14 protein-coding genes and 1 pseudogene are annotated in these 17,759 nt (G+C 74.0%); 6 read left to right on the top strand and 9 right to left on the bottom strand.

What is annotated here, in order from left to right; translation table 11 throughout:
• Nucleotides 1–193: 193 nt before the first annotated feature.
• The 5 genes from IE178_RS02600 to IE178_RS02580 form a co-directional block, all read right to left on the bottom strand.
• Nucleotides 194–1,498 carry an RNA polymerase sigma factor gene (locus IE178_RS02600; RefSeq protein ID WP_193511127.1) on the bottom strand — a complete coding sequence of 435 codons (1,305 nt, stop codon included), beginning with the start codon at nucleotides 1,496–1,498 and terminating at the stop codon, nucleotides 194–196.
• 114 nt (nucleotides 1,499–1,612) lie between these two features.
• The gene (gene dnaG, locus IE178_RS02595) at nucleotides 1,613–3,541 is read right to left on the bottom strand and encodes a DNA primase (protein ID WP_184760733.1); all 1,929 of its coding nucleotides are present in this window, start codon (nucleotides 3,539–3,541) and stop codon (nucleotides 1,613–1,615) included.
• 146 nt (nucleotides 3,542–3,687) lie between these two features.
• Complete coding sequence (locus IE178_RS02590; RefSeq protein WP_184760732.1) at nucleotides 3,688–4,953, bottom strand: NAD(P)/FAD-dependent oxidoreductase; 1,266 nt, start codon at nucleotides 4,951–4,953, stop codon at nucleotides 3,688–3,690.
• Nucleotides 4,954–5,045: 92 nt separating this feature from the next.
• The gene (locus IE178_RS02585; protein WP_193511126.1) at nucleotides 5,046–6,362 is read right to left on the bottom strand and encodes a deoxyguanosinetriphosphate triphosphohydrolase; all 1,317 of its coding nucleotides are present in this window, start codon (nucleotides 6,360–6,362) and stop codon (nucleotides 5,046–5,048) included.
• Nucleotides 6,363–6,411: 49 nt separating this feature from the next.
• Nucleotides 6,412–7,209: a sirohydrochlorin chelatase gene (locus tag IE178_RS02580; RefSeq protein ID WP_193511125.1), complete on the bottom strand. Its 798-nt coding sequence runs from the start codon at nucleotides 7,207–7,209 to the stop codon at nucleotides 6,412–6,414.
• Between the two features lie 212 nt (nucleotides 7,210–7,421).
• Here IE178_RS02580 and IE178_RS02575 point away from each other — a divergent pair, with 212 nt between their 5' ends.
• On the top strand, nucleotides 7,422–8,126 hold the full coding sequence (locus IE178_RS02575) for a SanA/YdcF family protein (protein ID WP_193511124.1): 705 nt from the start codon (nucleotides 7,422–7,424) through the stop codon (nucleotides 8,124–8,126).
• A 192-nt stretch (nucleotides 8,127–8,318) separates the two neighbouring features.
• Nucleotides 8,319–10,514 (top strand): molybdopterin oxidoreductase family protein, encoded by a 2,196-nt coding sequence (locus IE178_RS02570; RefSeq protein WP_193511123.1) that lies wholly within the window; start codon nucleotides 8,319–8,321, stop codon nucleotides 10,512–10,514.
• Nucleotides 10,515–10,548: 34 nt separating this feature from the next.
• Here the strand turns inward: IE178_RS02570 and IE178_RS02565 are convergent, their stop codons facing one another.
• The gene (locus IE178_RS02565; protein ID WP_193511122.1) at nucleotides 10,549–12,195 is read right to left on the bottom strand and encodes a M4 family metallopeptidase; all 1,647 of its coding nucleotides are present in this window, start codon (nucleotides 12,193–12,195) and stop codon (nucleotides 10,549–10,551) included.
• Nucleotides 12,196–12,396: 201 nt separating this feature from the next.
• Here IE178_RS02565 and IE178_RS02560 point away from each other — a divergent pair, with 201 nt between their 5' ends.
• The gene (locus IE178_RS02560; RefSeq protein ID WP_184760726.1) at nucleotides 12,397–12,810 is read left to right on the top strand and encodes a gamma-glutamylcyclotransferase family protein; all 414 of its coding nucleotides are present in this window, start codon (nucleotides 12,397–12,399) and stop codon (nucleotides 12,808–12,810) included.
• Between the two features lie 162 nt (nucleotides 12,811–12,972).
• Here the strand turns inward: IE178_RS02560 and IE178_RS02555 are convergent, their stop codons facing one another.
• On the bottom strand, nucleotides 12,973–13,557 hold the full coding sequence (locus IE178_RS02555) for an NADPH-dependent FMN reductase (protein ID WP_193511121.1): 585 nt from the start codon (nucleotides 13,555–13,557) through the stop codon (nucleotides 12,973–12,975).
• A gap of 324 nt (nucleotides 13,558–13,881) precedes the next feature.
• Here IE178_RS02555 and IE178_RS02550 point away from each other — a divergent pair, with 324 nt between their 5' ends.
• Nucleotides 13,882–14,445 (top strand): hypothetical protein, encoded by a 564-nt coding sequence (locus IE178_RS02550; RefSeq protein WP_184760724.1) that lies wholly within the window; start codon nucleotides 13,882–13,884, stop codon nucleotides 14,443–14,445.
• A 117-nt stretch (nucleotides 14,446–14,562) separates the two neighbouring features.
• Entirely contained in the window at nucleotides 14,563–15,213 is a 651-nt protein-coding gene (locus tag IE178_RS02545) for a class F sortase (RefSeq protein WP_193511120.1), read from the top strand.
• Nucleotides 15,214–15,345: 132 nt separating this feature from the next.
• On the opposite strand, the pseudogene IE178_RS35675 reads toward IE178_RS02545, so the two are convergent.
• Nucleotides 15,346–15,666: pseudogene (locus IE178_RS35675) on the bottom strand (winged helix-turn-helix transcriptional regulator); the annotation flags it as partial.
• A gap of 107 nt (nucleotides 15,667–15,773) precedes the next feature.
• On the opposite strand from IE178_RS35675, the gene IE178_RS02535 reads away from it, so the two are divergent.
• A complete protein-coding gene (locus IE178_RS02535; protein WP_193511119.1) occupies nucleotides 15,774–16,685 on the top strand; it encodes an NAD(P)-dependent oxidoreductase in 912 nt (303 codons plus the stop codon).
• Between the two features lie 89 nt (nucleotides 16,686–16,774).
• Here IE178_RS02535 and IE178_RS02530 read toward each other — a convergent pair whose 3' ends face one another.
• On the bottom strand, nucleotides 16,775–17,557 hold the full coding sequence (locus tag IE178_RS02530) for a sulfite exporter TauE/SafE family protein (protein ID WP_193511118.1): 783 nt from the start codon (nucleotides 17,555–17,557) through the stop codon (nucleotides 16,775–16,777).
• Between the last annotated feature and the right edge of the window lie 202 nt (nucleotides 17,558–17,759).

Here is a 17,759-nt window from a genome sequence, read left to right as displayed (position 1 = left end):
CGTCAGACCGGCCCTAGCCTTCTCCGCTCCCGCCGCCCCTCCCCGGGGGCTGCGCCCCGGACCCCCGCTTGGGCCCCGAAAGGGCCTCGTCCTCAGCCGCCGGACGGGCTGACTTCCAGCCCCTCCGGCGTTCGGGGAGCGGGGTCCGGGAGCCCCAGGCCGGGACGGGAAGGGGCGGCGGGGGCGAGAAGAATCAGTCCAGGTAGCCGCGCAACTGATCGGCGAACGCGTGGTCGCGGAGCTTGTTGAGGGTCTTGGACTCGATCTGGCGGATGCGTTCGCGGGTGACGCCGAAGATGCGGCCTATCTCCTCCAGGGTGCGGGGACGGCCGTCGACGAGTCCGTAGCGAAGCTGGACGACCTTGCGCTCACGCTCACCCAGCGTGGACAGCACCGCCTCCAGGTGCTCCCGCAACAGCAGGAACGCCGCCGACTCGACGGGACTCGCCGCGTCGCCGTCCTCGATGAGGTCGCCGAGCGCCACCTCGTCCTCCTCGCCCACGGGGGCGTGCAGGGAGACCGGTTCCTGGGCGAGCCGCAGCACCTCGCCGACCCGCTCGGGAGGCAGGTCCAGGTGGGCGGCGACCTCGGCCGGGGTCGGCTCGTAGCCGCGTTCCTGGAGCATGCGCCGCTGGACGCGGACGACGCGGTTGATGAGTTCGACCACGTGGACGGGGACGCGGATGGTGCGCGCCTGGTCGGCCAGGGCGCGGGACATGGCCTGGCGGATCCACCAGGTCGCGTACGTGGAGAACTTGTAGCCGCGGGCGTAGTCGAACTTCTCCACCGCCCGGATCAGGCCGAGGTTGCCCTCCTGGACCAGGTCGAGCATGGTCAGGCCCCGGCCGATGTACCGCTTGGCGACGGACACGACGAGCCGCAGATTCGCCTCGATCAGCCGGCGCTTGGCCAGCCGGCCCATGACGACGAGCCGGTCCAGGTCGAGGGCGAGCCGGCTGTCCAGGTCGGGGGTCAGGCGCAGCTTCTCCTCGGCGAACAGCCCGGCCTCGACACGTCGGGCGAGTTCGACCTCCTCGGCCGCGGTCAGCAGGGGGATGCGGCCGATCTCGCGCAGGTACTGGCGGAACAGGTCCGAGGAGGGGCTGCCGGTCTCGGGGCGGGCGGGCGCGGCCGGCCCGACGAGTTCGGCCGGGGGGTCGGCCTGGTCGGCCTGGAGGTCGGCCGGCGGTTCGGCCTGCTCCAGGGCTTCGGCCGGAGGTTCGGCCGGCTCGGGCGGTGTCTCGGGGTGGTGCGCGACGCGGCTCTGCGCGGGCACGGCGACGAGGACGCCGGCGTCGGGCTCGGTGAGGGTCTGGGTCTGGGTCTGGGTCTGCACGGGGGCGACCTCCAGGATGATCGCTGCCAAGGAGTGCGGCAGCGGTACTTCGGGGGCGGAGGCGGCGGCCTCGCCGCTGTCCGTCCCGTACGCGATGAGCGGAACCGCGGATGTCCGGGACCCGTCGGTGACGGATGGGCCGCGCTCCGAGGACTCAGGCACCGCCACCCAGTGTGGGGTACGACACATCGTCCTCACGAGGGGCGTGCGATGACTTTTTGCGTCCGCTCGGTGACCGGGCGATTACTCAGGCCGGGGACGCGGCGCCGGCCGCGATCACAGCGCGGCCGCGCCGTGCTCCCGCAGGGCCTGGTCGTACTGCTGGAGGACCCACAGCTCGTTCTGTACGGCGGTCAGTTCGGCCGGGTCGCCGTGGGTGCCGAGGCGGGTGAGACGGCTGGCGATGTCGCGGATGCGGCGTTCGACGGCGCGGCGGCGGACGGTGACCAGCTGGGCGCCGGCGTAGGTCTCGTCGACCTCCTTGACGCCGCGGTGCAGCATGATCGCCTCGACGGCGAGTTCGGTGACCATGGCGCGCACGGTGTCGTCGGGGGCGACCTCGCGGACCCGGATCAGATACTCCTGCGGGTCCTGGATGCCGTACTCCGCGCCGCCCGCGTCCAGGATCGCCTGGCGTACGGCCGCGTAGGGCGGGGCGGTGAACTCGTCGACGCCGTACGCGTCGAAGGCCGGGGCGACCAGTGCCGGGCGCTGGAGGGCGAGCTTGAGCAGTTCCCGTTCGGTGGCGAAGACGGGGTTGCGGAGGTTGAGGGCGGGGCCGCGCGGGGCCGCCGGGGCGGGGGCGCCGGCGTGCTGCTGCGGACCGCCGCCGCGCTGCTGCCGGTCGGGGGCGGGGCCCTTGCCGCCGCGGTCGCGGGCCCAGCGGGCGAGTTGGGCGACCCGCTTGACGACGAACTGGGTGTCGAGGATGCCGAGCATGCCGGCGAGTTCGACCGCGACCTCGTGCTGGGCGCCGCTGTTCTTGATGCGGGCGACGATCGGGGCCGCCTCGTCGAGGGCGGCGGCGCGGCCGGCCGGGGTGTCCAGGTCGTAGCGGCGCACGATCTGGCGGAGGGCGAACTCGAAGAGGGGGGTGCGGGGTTCGACCAGATCGGCGACGGCCTCGTCGCCCTTGGCGAGGCGCAGGTCGCAGGGGTCCATGCCGTCGGGGGCGATGGCGATGTAGGTCTCGGCGGCGAACTTCTGGTCGTCCTCGAAGGCGCGCAGGGCGGCCTTCTGACCGGCCGCGTCACCGTCGAAGGTGAAGATCACGCGGGCGCTGCCGTTGTCCATGAGCAGGCGGCGCAGGATCTTGATGTGGTCGCCGCCGAAGGCCGTGCCGCAGGTGGCGATCGCGGTCGTCACACCGGCCAGGTGGCAGGCCATGACGTCGGTGTAACCCTCGACCACGACCGCGCGGGAGGACTTCGCGATGTCCTTCTTCGCCAGGTCGATGCCGTAGAGGACCTGGGACTTCCTGTAGATCGCGGTGTCGGGGGTGTTGAGGTACTTGGGGCCGTTGTCCGCCTCGTAGAGCTTGCGGGCACCGAAGCCGACGACCTCTCCGCCGATGTCGCGGATGGGCCACATCAACCGGCCGCGGAAGCGGTCGATGGGGCCTCGGCGGCCCTCCTGGGAGAGGCCGGAGAGCAGCAGTTCCTTGTCGCTGAAGCCCTTGCCGCGCAGGAAGCGGGTGAGGTGGTCCCAGCCCTGGGGGCTGTAGCCGACGCCGAAGTGGAGGGCGGCGGCCTGGTCGAAGCCGCGCTCGGCGAGGAAGACCCGGCCGGTGTCCGCCTCGGGGGAGGTCGCGAGCTGTTCCGCGTACCACTCGGCGGCGATCTTGTGGGCCTCGACCAGGCGGATGCGTTCGCCGCGCTGGTGGGTGGGGTTGTACCCGCCCTCCTCGTAGCGCAGCGTGATGCCGGCCTGTCCGGCGAGGCGCTCGACCGCCTCCGAGAAGGAGAGGTGGTCGATCTTCATCACGAACGTGATGGTGTCGCCGCCCTCCTGGCAGCCGAAGCAGTGGAACAGTCCCTTGCTCGGGCTGACCTGGAAGGACGGTGACTTCTCGTCGTGGAAGGGACAGAGGCCCTTGAGGTTGCCTCCGCCCGCGCCCCGCAGCTGGAGGTACTCGGACACCACGGCGTCGATCGGGACCGCGTCCCGTACCGCCTTCACGTCCTCGTCGTTGATCCGTCCTGCCACGCGTGAATCCTACGGGGGACGAGTGCCATCCCGGGGCCGCCGCTGCGCCCCGAAGGGGCGCGGGGCTGTGACCCGTGCGGCTCCGCCGCGTGGGCGCGACCGGCCACGGGGCCCCGCGCCCGCGTGCGGCGGAACCCGGCGGGCGCCTACGCGACAAGGCTGTCCAGAGGGACGTGCGGGTCGGCGAGCGCCTCCGTGTCCACCCGCGTCCGGGACCGGATCAACTGCTGGATCGGATCCGTGACATCCCACACATTCACATTCATCCCCGCCAGCACGCGGCCCTCCCTCACCCAGAACGCGATGAACTCCCGCTTCCCCGCGTCGCCCCGGATGACCACCTGGTCGTAGGACCCGGCCGGCGCCCACCCGGAGTACTCCATACCGAGGTCGTACTGGTCGGTGAAGAAGTAGGGGACGCGATCGTAGATCTCGTCCCGGCCCAGCATCGCGCGGGCCGCCGCCGGACCGCCGTTCAGCGCGTTCGCCCAGTGCTCCACGCGCAGCCGGGTGCCGAACAGGGCGTGCGGGAAGGAGGCGACGTCGCCGGCGGCGTGGATGTCGGGGTCGGAGGTGCGCAGCCGTTCGTCGACGAGGACGCCGCCGCCGTCCGCGCGGTCGGCGAGGCGAAGGCCCGCCGCCTCGGCGAGGGAGGTGCGCGGGGCCGCGCCGATCGCGGCGAGGACGGCGTGCGCGGGGTGCTCCTCGCCGTCGTCGGTGCGGGCGGCGAAGACCATGCCGTCCTGGCCGGTGATCTCGGTGAGGGTGGCGCCGAAGTGGAAGCGCACGCCGTGCCGGCGGTGCAGATCGGCGAAGAGCTGGCCGAGCTCGGGGCCGAGGACCGAGTGCAGCGGGGTCGGCCCCCGGTGGACGACGGTGACCTCCGCGCCGTACTGGCGGGCCGCCGCCGCGATCTCCAGGCCGATCCAGCCGGCGCCGGCGATCACCAGGTGGCCGTTGTCCCGGCCGAGGGAGGTCAGGACGCCCTTGAGGCGTTCGGCGTGGGCGAGGCGGCGCAGGTGGTGGACGCCGGCCAGGTCCGTGCCCGGGATGTCGAGGCGGCGGGGCTCGGCGCCGGTGGCGAGCAGCAGCTTGTCGTAGCGGACGGTGGTGCCGTCCTCGCCGAAGCGGACGGTCTTCGCGGCGCGGTCGACGGCGTCGACGGTCTGGCCGAGGTGCAGTTCGATGTCGTGGCGCGCGTACCAGGCGGGCTCGTGCACGAAGACGCTGTCGCGTTCCTCCTTGCCGAGGAGGTAGCCCTTGGACAGGGGCGGACGCTCGTAGGGGTGATCGCGTTCGTCGCAGATCAGTATCACGCGGCCGGTGAAGCCCTCCGTTCGCAGCGTCTCGGCCGCCTTCGCGCCGGCCAGGCCGCCTCCGACGATGACGAATGTCTGATCCGCGTCGACCACGTGATGCCTCCTCTTGAGGGTGTCGCCACCTGCGAGCGTCCCGCACGCACGGTGCTGCCGGAAGGGGGAGTGACCCGATCAGGCCATGCGGGTCATGCCTGCCCCGTCAGCCGGGCGTGAAGCGAGCGGGCCGAGGCGTCCGTGAGGGACGCGATCTGGTCGACGATCACGCGCTTGCGGGCCCGGTCGTCCGGAGCCCGGGAGAACAGGGTGCGGAACTGGGGGTCCAGTCCCTCGGGGGCGCGGGCGGTGAGGGCCTCGGCCAGTTCGACGACGACGATGCGCTGGTCGGCGCGGAGCCGCTCCTGCTCGGCGCGCTGCATGACGTACCGGTCGGCGACCGCCTTGAGGACCGCGCACTCCATGCGCGTGCCGCGCGGTACGACCAGCTCGGCGCCGTATCGGGTGAGGCGCCCACCGCTGTACGCCTGCCGCGTGGCGCCCTCGGCGGCGAGGCAGAAGCGGCCGATGAGCTGGCTGGTGGCGTCCTTGAGGCGGGCCTGGGCGACGGCGGTGCCGTCGTAGGCGTGCGGCCACCACTCCTGGGCGAGGAGGCGGTCGAGGGCCTCGGCCAGTTCCCCGGGGTCGGTGTCCGCCGGGACGTACCGTCCGACGGCGACGGCGAAGACCGCCCGGCGTTCGGGTTCGGCGTGCAGGCAGTCGGGGTCGATGTGGCCGGCGTGCAGGCCGTCCTCCACGTCGTGCACCGAGTAGGCCACGTCGTCGGACCAGTCCATGACCTGGGCCTCGAAGCAGGTGCGGGTGCCGGGGGCGTCCTTGCGGATCCAGTCGAAGACGGGGCGGTCGTCGTCGTAGACCCCGAACTTCGGGGAGGCGGGGTCGGTGGGGTGGCCGCCGCGGGGCCAGGGGTACTTGGTGGCGGCGTCGAGGGCGGCACGGGTGAGGTTCAGGCCCACGGAGCCTTCGGGGGTGAAGCGCTTGGGTTCGATGCGGGTGAGGAGGCGGAGCGACTGGGCGTTGCCCTCGAAGCCGCCGCAGTCCTGCGCGAACTCGTTCAGCGCCTGTTCGCCGTTGTGCCCGAAGGGCGGGTGTCCCAGGTCGTGGGAGAGGCAGGCGGCCTCCACGAGGTCGGGGTCGCAGCCGAGGGCGGCGCCGAGTTCGCGGCCGACCTGGGCGCATTCGAGGGAGTGGGTGAGGCGGGTGCGGGGGCTGGCGTCCCAGACGCTGTTGCTCTCCCCCGGTGTGACGACCTGGGTCTTGCCGGCGAGGCGGCGCAGGGAGGCGGAGTGCAGCACGCGGGCGCGGTCGCGCTGGAAGGCGGTGCGGCCGGGACGCTTGTCGGGTTCGGCGGCCCAGCGCTCGACGGCCGGCGGGTCGTATCCGGCGGGCGGGACGTGGTTCTCGTACGGCGCGGGGGGTGCGGGTGTGTCGGATGTGATGCCTTCCATGCACCGACAGTAAACGCCGCCACTGACATTCGGGACGTCGGCGGCCGTTTCACGCCGACGCGAGGACCGGTTCGGTGAACGCCGTGCGGGTCCTCAGGGACTGGTCGTAGCGGTGCAGGAGGAGGCGGGCCATCGCGGGGTGGGTGCCCAGGGGGGCGGACGCGATCCCGGGCGCCGCTGCCGCGCATTCCGTGGCGAAGCGGCCGGGGGCGGTGAAGTAGGAGGCGACGGCGACGCGGTGGCGGCCCCGGGCGGCGAGCGCGCGGATCGCGTCGGGCACGGTGGGGGCGGCGGCGGAGGCGTAGGCGGGCACGACGGGGACGCCGAGCCGTGCGGCGAGCTCGTCGGCGGTGCGGGCGGTGTCGATCCGCGCCTCGGGGTCGCGGGATCCGGCGGCGGCCAGGACGACACCGCTCGCGCGGCGGGTCGCCGCGTCCGCCGGGGCACGCCAGCCGGCCTCGGTGAGGCGGGCGTGCAGGGCGTCCACGAGCAGGGGGTGCGGTCCGAGCGGGGCGGCCACGCGCGCGGACAGCCGCGCCTCGGCGGCCATCTCGGGGATGTCCCGCTTGACGTGGTAGCCGCGGCTGAGCAGCAGCGGCACGAGGACGGCGGCCCCGGTTCCGCGCGCGTCCAGCTCGGCGAGGGTGTCGGGGAGCAGGGGCGCGTTCAGCTCGATGTGGCCCAGGTGCACGGGCAGGCCCGGGCGCAGCACGCGGACGCGGTCCAGGAGCTGCCGTACGGTGCTCAGCGCGCGCGGGTCGCGGCTGCCGTGGGCCACGACGACGAGAGCGGGGGGCGGGGCGACCGGGTGGTGCCGGCCGACGCGGTTCTTGGGATACGCCGTCATGCACCGATCGTGACCGCGCGACGTTGCCTCCCCGTTGCGCGGGTATCACGGGTGTTTTCCGGCGGTTCACGGTGCGGTCCCGGTGGGGTGTGAGGCCGTTCGACCTGTGGTTTCCTCCGTGCCGTGAAACCGGTCACAGGGCGTTTCGCGAACCGGGAGGCCCGCCGGGGCGTCTTGCACGGTCGAGGAACCCACCGGGAGGGGCCCGTCCGATGCGCCGTTTCAGAGTTCGCCGACCGCGTCCGCCCCGTACCCGCACGGGGCGGCGGCGGCTGGTGCAGGTCGTGGTGGCGGTGTGCGTGCTGGCGCTGCTGCCGGCGACGTGGCTGCGCCTGACGACGGACGACCGGCTGCGCACCACCGCCGATGTGCCGCGCACCGACGTCGCCGTGGTCTTCGGCGCGGGCCTGTGGGACGGGGAGCCGTCGCCGTATCTCGCGCACCGGCTGGCCGCGGCGGCGGGGCTGTACCGCGCGGGGCGCGTCGAGGTGATCCTGGTCACCGGCGACAACAGCCGCGAGGACTACGACGAGCCGGACGCCATGCGCGCCTATCTGACCCGGCACGGGGTGCCCGACGCGCGGATCGTCAGCGACTACGCGGGCTTCGACACCTGGGACTCCTGCGTGCGCGCCAGGAAGATCTTCGGCGTGGACCGCGCGGTGCTGATCAGCCAGGGCTTCCACATCCGCCGCGCGGTGGCCCTGTGCCGGACGGCCGGGGTCTCCTCGTACGGCGTCGGCGTCGACGACCGGCACGACGTCACCTGGTACTACGGCAGCGTCCGGGAGCTCTTCGCGGCGGGCAAGGCGGCCCTGGACGCGGTCCTGCGTCCGGACCCGCGCTTCCTGGGCCCGAGGGAGCCGGGGGTGGAGCGGGCGCTCGCGGACGCTCGGGCCCCTGCCGCACCGGAATGACGGGCGCGCACGCGCGCATACGGCGGCGGTGCGCTCGCCGCGCCTGCGGCTCCTCGGCGTCCGAGGCGGCGACCGCCGCGCACCGCGCCCACGCCCCCTCACCGCGGGCCGCGAGGGGCGGGGAGGTCGCCGTACCGGGCGTGTAACAGGGGCCGGCGCGCCGTGTAACACCGGCGGCGCAGGGTGAACCGTATGCAGAACACCGTGACGCCCACGCACTGCCCCTACTGCGCCCTGCAGTGCGGGATGAATCTGACGTCCGCCCCGGACGGGACCGTCGAGGTGAGCGAGCGCGCGGACTTCCCGGTGAACCGGGGCGCGCTGTGCGGGAAGGGGCGTACGGCGCCGGCCGTGCTGTCGTCGAGCGTGCGTCTGACCTCGCCGTTGGTGCGCTCCGAGGGGGGCTCGCTGGTGCCGGCGTCCTGGGAGGAGGCGCTGGGCCGGATCGCCGGGAGGCTGGGGCGCACGCGTGCGGAGTTCGGGGCGGACGCGGTCGGGGTGTTCGGCGGGGGCGGGCTGACCAATGAGAAGGCGTACTCCCTCGGGAAGTTCGCGCGGGTGGTGCTGGGCACCTCCCAGATCGACTACAACGGGCGCTTTTGCATGTCGTCGGCGGCGGCGGCGGGCGGCAGGGCGTTCGGGCTGGACCGCGGACTGCCGTTCCCGTTGGAGGACATCCCGAAGACGGGCTGCGTGATCCTCGTCGGGTCGAACCCGGCGGAGACCATGCCGCCGTCGCTGCGCTACTTCACCGAGCTGAAGGAGAACGGCGGCACGCTGATCGTCGTCGACCCGCGCCGCACGAGGACCGCCGAGCAGGCCGATCTGCATCTGGCCCCGCGCCCCGGCACCGATCTCGCGCTGGCGCTGGGTCTGCTGCATCTGATCGTCGCCGAGGGCCGCACCGACGAGGCGTACATCCAGGAGCGCACGACCGGCTGGGAGGAGACCCGGGCCGCGGCGATGGCGCACTGGCCGGAGTACGTGGAGCGGATCACGGGGGTTTCGGTTCCCCAGCTGCGGGAGGCCGTACGGCTGTTCTGCGAGCCGGAGGCCGCGATGGTGCTGACCGCGCGCGGGCCCGAGCAGCAGTCCAAGGGCACCGACACGGTGGGCGCGTGGATCAACCTGTGCCTGGCGACGGGACGGGCGGGCCGGCCGCTGTCCGGGTACGGGTGCCTCACCGGGCAGGGCAACGGCCAGGGCGGGCGCGAGCACGGCCAGAAGGCGGACCAGTTGCCCGGCTACCGCAAGCTGACCGACCCGGCGGCGCGCGCGCACGTGGCCGCGGTGTGGGGCGTGGCCCCCGACTCCCTCCCCGGCCCGGGACGCAGCGCCTACGAGCTGCTGGACGCGCTCGGTACGGACATCCGCGCACTGCTGCTGATGGGCTCCAACCCGGTCGTGTCGGCGCCGCGCGCCGCGCACATCGAGGAGCGGATCCGCTCGCTGGACTTCCTGGCGGTGTGCGACGTGGTCCTGTCGGAGACGGCCGCGCTCGCCGATGTCGTCCTTCCGGTGACGCAGTGGGCGGAGGAGACGGGGACGACCACCAACCTGGAGGGCCGGGTGCTGCTGCGCCGCCGGGCGATCACTCCGCCCGAGGGCGTCCGCAGCGACCTGGAGGTCATGCACGAACTGGCGGCGCGGCTGGGCGGCGAGGGGGGTGGCCTGGAGAAGGGCTTCCCGGTCGACCCGGAGGAGGTCTTCGAGGAGCTGCGGCGCGCCAGCGCGGGCGGCCCCGCGGACTACTCCGGGATCACCTACCGCAGGCTGGCGGAGGAGAACGGCGTCTTCTGGCCGTGCCCGGCACCGGCGGCCGGACCCGGCCCGCTGCACGCCGCCGGCCCCGAGGCCGGCGCCCTCGACACCGTCTCCGACGGCCCGGCGCGGGCCGGGGAACCCCGCACCGGCACCGGCGTCCACCCCGGCACCCCTCGCCTCTTCCTCGACCGGTTCGCCACCGAGGACGGACGGGCCCGGTTCGTACCGGTCTCGCACCGGGCGATCGCCGAGGAGCCCGACGCCGAGTACCCCGTGCTCCTGACCACCGGGCGGGTCGTGGCGCAGTACCAGTCCGGTGCCCAGACCCGGCGCGTCGACGAGCTGAACGCCGCCGCTCCCGGCCCGTTCGTGGAACTGCACCCCCGGCTCGCGGAGCGGCTCGGCGTGGCCGACGGCGACCCGGTGGCCGTGGTGTCCCGGCGGGGCCGGGCGGTGGCACCGGGGCGGATCACCACCGCGATCCGCCCCGACACGGTCTTCATGCCGTTCCACTGGGCCGGCGAGGGCCGTGCCAACACCCTCACCAACCCCGCCCTCGACCCGATTTCCCGCATGCCGGAGTTCAAGGCGTGCGCGGTACGGGTGGAGGCGGCACGGCCGTAGGGCCGGTGCGGCGCCGCACCGGCCCCGGGACCGGTCAGCCCACGTTCACCGCGCTCCAGGCCGCCGCGACCGCGGCCTGCTCCGTGCTGCCCTCGCCGTAGAGGTCCTCGGCCGCGTTCAGGGTCGCCGTGCGGGCGGCCGCGTAGTCGGTCGAGGAGGTCATGTGGACCGTCAGGGCGCGGTACCAGATCTTGCCCAGCTTGGCGCGGCCGATGCCGGTGACCGTCGAGCCGTCGCAGGTGGGCGAGGAGTGGGCGACGCCGCCCAGCGTCTTCGCGCCGCTGCCCTCGGCGAGCAGGTACGCGAAGTGGTTGGCGACGCCGGAGGAGTAGTGGACGTCGAGGTCCTTGACCGTGGCGTCCCAGCAGTCCGCGGACTTGCCGTCCTTGGACGGCTCGTCCATGTAGCGCAGGGCGTCCTTGCCGAAGCCGTCGCGGACGATCTCCTCGCCGATCAGCCAGTCCCCGGTGTCCTCGGCGTTGGCCGCGTGGAACTCCACCAGCGTGCCGAAGATGTCCGAGGTGGCCTCGTTCAGGCCGCCGGACTCGCCCGAGTAGGTCAGGGCCGCCGTCTTCGACGTCACCCCGTGGGTCATCTCGTGCCCGGCCACGTCCAGCGACACCAGCGGGCCCATCAGGGTGCCGTCACCGTCGCCGTACGTCATGCAGAAGCAACGGTCGTCCCAGAAGGCGTTGTTGTAGTCGTTGCCGTAGTGCACGCGGTTGTACGAGCCCTTGCCGTCGCCCGCGATGCCGCGGCGGCCGTGGACGTCCTCGTAGTAGTCCCAGGTGACGTCGGTGCCGTACTGCGCGTCCACCGCGACCGTGGCGCGGTCGGACTGCTCGCCCGTGCCCCAGTGGTTGTCGGCGTCGGTGAAGGGGGTGGCCGGGGCGCGGTCGAGGCAGACGACCAGGACGCACCGGTCGGTCGTGTTGCCCGCGTCGCCGGTGTAGGTGTTGCCGCGGGTGGGGTCCTTCAGCTCGTATCCGGACGCCGTGGGCGTGGTCTCCAGCGGGACCGTGCCGCCGTACAGGGACGTGCCGTCGCCGGAGGCGTTCTCGAGGCTGTCCCAGGCGTCGATGCGGGTGCCGGTGCGCGCGTCGGTCAGCACGGTGCGGGCGACCGGGTTGCCGGCGGAGTCCTGGGCGGCCGTGTCGGTGCGCCAGGCCAGTGCGGGGGCGCCGTGCAGGGCGTCGACCACCAACCGGGGTCGCGCGGTGAGGCTCTTGAGGGTCTCGCCGAGGTGGGCGGCGCGCAGGGCGTTCGCCGCGAGGTCGGCGGCCTTCGGCGCGGCGAGCTTCGGGGTGACGGTCGGGAGGTCGATCGCGGCGCGGGTGGCGCGGGTGGCGCCGCGGTAGCCGCCGTCCGGGGCCAGGTGGAGCACGAAGTCGCCGCCGAGGACCGGGAGATCGCGGTAGGTGCGGTCGTAGCGGACGTGCTGGGTGCCGTCCGGGTCGACGACGACGTCTCGGACCTTCGTCGCCTGGTCCGCGGTGAGGCCCAGGGCCCCGGCACGGTCGGCGAGGACCGAGGCGGCGTTGGCGACGGCGGTGGCGCGGGTGGGGCGGTCGGCCGCGCCGGCGGTGGTGGGGGAGAGTGCGGCGGCCAGCAGGGCGGCGCTGGTGACGGTGACGCCGGCGGTGACGAGTCGGGAACCTCGGACATGCCGTATCCGGCTCAAGCGGTCTCCTAGAACGGGCGCCCCGGCATGGATGGGGGGAGGGGCGGCGACGGGGATGTTGACCGCGATTCAAGTGCCGCGCGAATGTCATGTCCATAGCGCAAATGTGCGGGTGTGTGAGGGGTGAGAATCGTTCCTGCAAGGCTCCGGTGGCACTTCGGTGCAGAGGGGCTCAACCGACCGTCCGCGCAGGTGAAACGAGTGAGCCTCCCCTTCTTCGTCTACGGCACCCTCCGCCCCGGCGGGACCAACCACGACCGCTTCCTGCGCGGCCGCACCCTGCGCGAGGAACCCGGCCGGCTCACGGGCGCGGTGCTGTACGAGGGGCCCGGCTATCCGTACGCCGTCGAGGAGGCGGGCGGCGCGGTGGGCGGCGAGCTGGTGACCGCGCGGCCGGAGGCGTACGCGGACCTGCTCGCCGCGCTGGACCGGCTGGAGGAGTACGTACCGGGTGATCCGCGCAACCTGTACGAGCGGGTGGCGCGGGACGTCGTGCGGGACGCGGACGGAACGGCGGTGCGGGCGTGGGTGTACCTCGCCGCACCCGCCGTCGCCGCGCGGCTGCGGGCACGAGGGGTGCGGATCGAGGACGGTGTCTGGCGGGTACGGCGCTGACCGCGGCGCAGTCGGCGCCATATCCGCGGCCGGCCCGCGCAGGACCCGCCACCGTTCGACGCGCGGCCCCACCCCACCACCGGCATCCGGCCGCCGCACGGCATGTGCGCCCCGACCGCCCGCGGTCGGCCGCCGCGCACCCCGCGCCCCGTCCCCCCGCGGTCAGCTGCCGTACGGCCTGCGCCGTCGTGCCTCGCGGAGTGCCGTCGCCCACCACACCAGCTGGTCCAGCATCGTCTTCGCCGCCGTGTCCGGCCCCACCGGATCCTTCAGGCGGCCCTCGTCGTCGAAGGCCGCGCCCGCGTTGTGGAAGGAGACGGTGTCCCGGACGGTGACGGCGTGCAGTTCGGCGAAGACCTGGCGCAGGTGCTCGGCCGCGCGCAGCCCGCCGGCGAGTCCGCCGTAGGTGACCAGCGCGACCGGCTTGGCCCGCCACTCGCCGAAGTGCCAGTCGATGAGGTTCTTCAGGCCCGCCGGGAAGGAGTGGTTGTACTCCGGGGTCAGCACGACGAACGCGTCCGCCCGGTCCAGCTTCGGGGTGACGTCGGCCAGTGCCGCGGTGGCCCGGCCGGTCGGCTCCATGGTGGTGGGCAGATCGAGGTCGGCGACGTCCACGACGTCGACGGTGAGGCCGTCGCGGGCGCGGACGCGGTCGAGCAGCCAGCCGGCCACGACGGGTCCGAAGCGGCCGTGCCGGTTGCTGCCGACGACGACGGTCACATGGAGGGCATCGGTTGCTGTCTTCACGCGGCACAGCCTGATACCTCGACTTTGGTCGAGGTCAAGTCCCGCCCGGCCGGGCCCGGGTCACTCACCCGTTCACAGCCGCGCCGCCCACCCTTCGGACACTTTCCCCGGCCGGACCCACGGGGCACCGGTGACCTGCTGGAACGCGCCGCGCGCGAGGTGCGGCCGACGCCGTCTGACACCCATTCAGCCCCGGCCCTGACGCCCGTTCAGGAAGCGGCAGGGGCGCGGGGGCACTTACCTCGGAGGGGCAGGGACGCGTCCGACGGCGGCACATGGGGGTGCCGCGGGCCGTGGCCCCTTCGTGAGCCCGAGGGAGCATCGATGCGACGTACCGCCCGGCCGCTGACCGGCATGACCGGCACCGCGCTCGCCGTGGCCACCGCGGGGCTGCTCGCCGCGCCCGCGTACGCCGGGGAGGCCGCCGCCGCGGCCCACCCCCACGGCACGTCCGCCGGGAGCCTGGAGGTGTACCCGTCCTCGGTCGCGCCGGGCGCACAGGTCACGGTGAACACCGCGGCGTGCGCCGACGACGGATCGGCGGCGGGCGACGCCTCCGCCGTCGGAGCCGGCCGGTTCACGCTGGCGTCGCGCGCGCACGAGCGCGAGGTGACCGGGCGGTTCCAGGTGCCGCCGGGCGCGCAGCCGGGGACGTACGAGATCGTCGCGACGTGCGCCGGGAGCGACCGGCGGGTGGCCGGTGACCTGGAGGTCACGCTGACGCCCGGTACGCAGCAGGTGTATCCCCGGGGCAGTGTGAAGACGGGGGTCGGGGGCGCGCTGGGCCCCGACCCCGCGCAGACCGCGGCCGGTGTGACGGCTCTCGCCGTCGCCGCCGCGGGCGGTACCTGGCTCCTGCATCGCCGGGCGAGAGGCGACGGGATCTGACGGGCACCCTCCGCTGCCCGTCACGCCGGTACCGCAACTCCCCTCCCCCTCCGGGTCCGACGCCCCTCGCGGCCCGGAGGGGGGTACGGGGCCGACTCGAGATGAGGGCCGTCCGTCATGCGCCGCAGGTTCCGCCGGACCGGGAGTCCGGGCAACACAGCGATAGCCGCCGTCACCGTGTGCGCGCTGTGCTCCGGGATGTGGCTGCTGCGCGACGGCACCGGGGCGCCCGCCCCGCCGCAGCCCTCCGCCGCCCAGGCGCACACCGGGACCGGCGGCCACGGCGCGGCCCCGTCCGCTGCGCCCGCCCTGCCGCCCTCCCCGCCCGCGCGCGTGCGCATCCCCGCGATCGGCGTGGACGCGCCGCTGACCGGGCTCGGTCTGACGGACACCGGCAGCCTGGACGTCCCGCCCGCCGACCGGAAGAACCTCGCCGGCTGGTACGAGGCGGGCACCACCCCCGGTGAGACCGGCACCGCGATCGTCGCGGGCCACGTCGACAACGCCGACGGCCCCGCCGTCTTCTACTCCCTCGGCGCCCTGCGCAAGGGCAGCACCATCGAGGTGGACCGGCGCGACGGCGGCGTGGCCGTGTTCACGGTGCACGCCGTCGAGGTGTACGACGCCGACGACTTCCCCGACGCGCAGGTCTACGGCGCGGCGGACCGACCGGAGCTGCGGGTCATCACCTGCGGCGGCGGCTGGTCACGGACGACCGGCTACCAGGGGAACGTCGTCGTCTACGCGCACCTGACCGGCAGCCGCTGAACCGTCCCGCGTCCCCCCTCGGCCGGCCCCCGCCGAGCCCTCCCCCGCCTCGCGGCCGGCAACCTCCGTGCCCTCCCCCGCCTCGCGGCCGGCCCCCGCCGTGCCCTCCCCGGTCCCGCGGTAGGCGTCCCCGATCACGTTCCGCCGGCCCCACACGCCGAGCGGCTCCAGCGCCGCGTTGAGGTCGGCGCCCCGGGGCGTCAGCGAGTACTCCACGCGGGGCGGCACCTCGTCGTACTCCTCGCGGTGCACGATGCCGTCCGCCTCCAGCTCCCGCAGTTGCGCGGCGAGCACCTTCTCCGTGACGCCCGGCACACTCCGGCGCAGTGCGCCGAAGCGGTGCGGCCGTTCCCCCAGCGCCCAGAGGATGAGCACCTTCCACTTCCCGCCGATCACGTCCATCGCCGCGTCGATCCCGCACACGTACGCGCCCGGCCGCCGTACCGCCGCCATCCCCATCACCCCGTCCACCGTCGCTGCCTGCCCCCTTTCCCCGGGGTAAGCGCCCACTTCGAAGTGCGTACTTGAGCTGGGCTTCTCCCGCGGCGAGCCTGGTCCTCATGACCGACAACATCCTTACCACCACCCCTGCTTCCCGCACTCCCCTGACCCTCCTCGGCACCGGCGCGATGGGCACCGCCCTGGCCCGTGCCTGGCTCGCCGCCGGACATCCGGTGACCGTCTGGAACCGCACCCCGGGCCGTGCCGCCGCCCTGGCCGCCGACGGCGCGACGGTCGCCGCGAGTGCCGCCGAGGCGGTCGCCGCCAACCGCCTGGTGATCGCCTGCCTGCTGGACGACGCCTCCGTGGGCACGGCGCTGGAGGACGCCGACCTGACCGGGCGGGACCTGGTGAACCTCACCACCGGGACCCCGGCCGAGGGCCGCGCCCGCGCCGCCTGGGCCGTCTCGCGCGGCGCCCGTTTCCTGGACGGCGGCATCATGGCCGTACCGCCGATGATCGGGCACCCGGAGTCCGGGGCCTACGTCTTCTACAGCGGTGCGGGCGACCTGTTCGAGGAGCACCGCGACACCCTCGCCGTCCCCGCCGGCACCCAGTACGTGGGGACCGACCCGGGCTTCGCCGCGCTGCACGACGTGGCGCTGCTCAGCGCGATGAGCGGACTGTTCGCGGGCATCACGCACGCCTTCGCGCTGGTCCGCGACGAGGACATCGCGCCGAAGGACTTCGCGCCGCTGCTCGCCTCCTGGCTCACCGCGATGACGTCGTCCGTGCACCAGACGGCCGAGCACCTGGCCAGCGGCGACTACACCAGCGGCGTGGTCTCCAACCTCGCGATGCAGTCGGCCGCCAACTCCACCCTGCTGAGCACGGCCGAGGAGCAGCGCGTCAGCGCGGAACTGCTGACGCCGTACATGGAGCTGATGGCCCGCCGCGTCGCCGACGGCCACGGCGACGAGGACACGGCGGGGATGGTCGACCTGCTGGTCTCGCGGGGCCGCGCCACCTGACCGTACCGGCCGACCCGGGTGCGGCCCCAGGGCCTGTCCGATCATTCGCGTCGTCGCCCGCAGGGCAGGCGGGAATCGTCAGGCAGACCCTAGGCCAGCCACTGCTCGTACGCCAGATTCGCCACCAGGGCGAAGACGACCGTCAGCAGGACGACGCGGACGAAGCCGCTGCCCTTCTTCAGGGCCGTGTGGGCGCCGAGGGTGCCGCCCGCCAGGTTGAACACGGCCATCACGGCGGCCAGCTGCCACAGCACCGCGCCCTGCCAGGCGAACGTCGCCAGGGCGCCTGCGTTGGTGCAGCAGTTGACGATCTTGGCGGTGGCGGACGCGGCGACCAGGTCCAGGTGCAGGACGGCGGTGAGCGCCAGCACGAGGAACGTGCCGGTGCCGGGGCCGATGAGACCGTCGTAGAAGCCGATGCCGAGACCGGCGAGGCCGATCGCCGCGAGGATGCGGCGCGGGGTCGCCGGGCCGGTGGCGGGGGCCGTGCCGAAGGCGGGGCGCAGGATGACGAAGGCGGCCACGGCGAGCAGCACCACCATGATGACCGGCTTGAGCACCTCGGTGCTCATCCCGGCCGCGAAGAACGCCCCCGCCGACGATCCGGCCAGGGCGGCCAGTCCGATGCGTACGGCCGTCCGCACATCGACCGGCGCCTTGCGGGCGTAGGTCACCGCGGCGCCCGTGGTGCCCACGATCGCGACCGCCTTGTTGGTGCCCAGGGCGTGCGCGGCCGGGGTCCCGGCGGGCAGGCCGAGCAGCAGGACCGGCAGGAGCAGCAGCCCGCCCCCGCCGACCACGGCGTCGATCCAGCCTGCGGCGAGGGCGGCCAGACAGAGCAGGACGACCATGGTCAGGGAGATGTCGGGCATGGTCGCGAGCCTATGGAGGCGATAGATGTGGCGTCCATCAAGATGAGCGTTTGTTGAGGTTGGCCTCCTCACATCCAGGACCGGCCCCGGACCCGCGCCCCTCACCTCCCCGCACGAACCCGGACCCGCGCCCCTCACCTCCCCGCACGATCCGGGAGCCGGAACCCTCACCTCCCCGCACGATCCGGGAGCCGGAACCCTC

It is taken from the genome of Streptomyces griseoloalbus, from assembly GCA_014650015.1.
Classification (GTDB): Bacteria; Actinomycetota; Actinomycetes; order Streptomycetales; family Streptomycetaceae; genus Streptomyces; species Streptomyces griseoloalbus.
This window is presented reverse-complemented; position numbering and strand designations above follow the sequence as displayed.

What these genes read in the sequence shown, in the direction of transcription:
- IE178_RS02585 (WP_193511126.1), bottom strand. Translation starts at nt 6,362, where the DNA reads ATGGAAGGCATCACATCCGACACACCCGCACCCCCCGCGCCGTACGAG.
- IE178_RS02580 (WP_193511125.1), bottom strand. Translation starts at nt 7,209, where the DNA reads ATGACGGCGTATCCCAAGAACCGCGTCGGCCGGCACCACCCGGTCGCC.
- IE178_RS02575 (WP_193511124.1), top strand. Translation starts at nt 7,422, where the DNA reads ATGCGCCGTTTCAGAGTTCGCCGACCGCGTCCGCCCCGTACCCGCACG.
- IE178_RS02570 (WP_193511123.1), top strand. Translation starts at nt 8,319, where the DNA reads ATGCAGAACACCGTGACGCCCACGCACTGCCCCTACTGCGCCCTGCAG.
- IE178_RS02550 (WP_184760724.1), top strand. Translation starts at nt 13,882, where the DNA reads ATGCGACGTACCGCCCGGCCGCTGACCGGCATGACCGGCACCGCGCTC.
- IE178_RS02545 (WP_193511120.1), top strand. Translation starts at nt 14,563, where the DNA reads ATGCGCCGCAGGTTCCGCCGGACCGGGAGTCCGGGCAACACAGCGATA.
- IE178_RS02535 (WP_193511119.1), top strand. Translation starts at nt 15,774, where the DNA reads ATGACCGACAACATCCTTACCACCACCCCTGCTTCCCGCACTCCCCTG.
- IE178_RS02530 (WP_193511118.1), bottom strand. Translation starts at nt 17,557, where the DNA reads ATGCCCGACATCTCCCTGACCATGGTCGTCCTGCTCTGTCTGGCCGCC.